Genomic DNA, 1511 nt, shown 5'->3' with positions numbered 1-1511 from the left:
GGTTTTAGGGTTCGACGGTGATGAAAATTTTAAAATGATTGAAGCAGCTCCTGGAATACTAAACGATAAGCTTTATTTAAAATATATATTAAGTCTGCCAATATCTAAAGAGGTAATAGTTGTAAACTTCTCTGATGCAATAAAAAATGAAGAAGTTAAGAAACTTGAGCATGAAAATATTTTTATTGTTAATTATGAATCAGAGAGTATGTCAAATATATTCAAAAATAAAGATTGTGAATTTATGTTAATAATACCACCATCAGAAGAAAACTTAAAACATGAGATAACAGACACTATTTTCGATGACATTGGAGCGAATATCGAAAAATTACCGACCCGCCTTTTTTGGGTAGGTAACAAACAAGATTTTACTCATTATGAAAATACACACCCATTTGCTCTTAAGAGAATTGCTGTTTTAAGTTTGGATGATTACTCTGTCAAATTAAGAAATAATGAGGGTGGCAGTTTTAAAATTTGGATTTACACTGAATGGATTAAACATCTGAGAGATAAAGTCAGAAAAGATATTGTTGAAGGCAAACAGTTTAATTTATATTTAAGCTTTACTGAAAATACCAGTAAGTCAAGCTCTGTAAATAAACCTTATATTTCTGAGTATTTAAAAAAATACTATTCTTATTTAATTCCGCCAACCCTTGAAAACATAAGTACAGATGACTCTGATACTGAAGCTGATTGGAAAAAAATTAATAATGTGAAAAATGATGATTTAAAGAATGTTTTAAATAAAGTAATAGTAAAAGAAGCAATAGTGACAGATGGTATGCCGGTAATTGCTTACCCAAGACATGGTTTAACCGGTGACCTATTTGTAAGTAATGTTAAAGATTATGACAAATCGAAACCTTTGATCTATTGTGAAAACTTAAGCGGAGCCTCGCCACACTTTACGCTAATCGCCTCCCCGCCATCTGACATGTATCTGTCAATAAAATTAGCTCTTATGCTTATTGAAGGCGGTCTTTTAAGGGTTGCGGTAGCAGATGAAAGAATAGGAAAGGAAATCGGAAATAAACTTGATAGTTTAGCAATTTATAGCATTTCTAAATTTACAAAACAGAAAGCAAATGAAAATGATCAACCATTATCATTGGATATATCATCCGAAAAGGGTAAAGAAGTTTTTATCGGCAAAAATTGCCTATGTGATAATATCGGAAACCAATTTAAATTTGACATATTAATATTACATCAGGGAATAATTGATAAGTTTTTAAAAGAAGGATTCTGGATAAACCGTAATGCTATAGAGAAATGGTTATGTTGCTTGAAAGAAAATATACCATTTATTGTTGTTACATCCGGCAGGGGAAAACCATCGGAGATACCTGAAAATGTAAAATTTATATCGTTTTCTGATATAAGCCACTCATTTATGGGAGATGAAAGTACTAAATGTTTACTTACATCGATTTTAATGAATACAAAGGTGTGACAGAAAGGGAAAAAGGAATGACAGAAAAAGAAAACGGAATGACAGAAAG

1 protein-coding gene is annotated in these 1511 nt (G+C 31.0%); it reads left to right on the top strand.

All coding sequences use genetic code 11. The features are described from left to right. On the top strand, positions 1-1462 hold a 1462-nt coding region (locus tag H7844_15935; GenBank protein MEO5358768.1), incomplete at its 5' end, for a hypothetical protein. Between the last annotated feature and the right edge of the window lie 49 nt (positions 1463-1511).

It is taken from the genome of Nitrospirae bacterium YQR-1, assembly GCA_039908095.1.
GTDB lineage: Bacteria > Nitrospirota > Thermodesulfovibrionia > Thermodesulfovibrionales > Magnetobacteriaceae > Magnetomonas.
The sequence above is the reverse complement of the archived record's forward strand: the minus strand, read 5'-3'. Positions and strand labels throughout refer to the sequence as shown.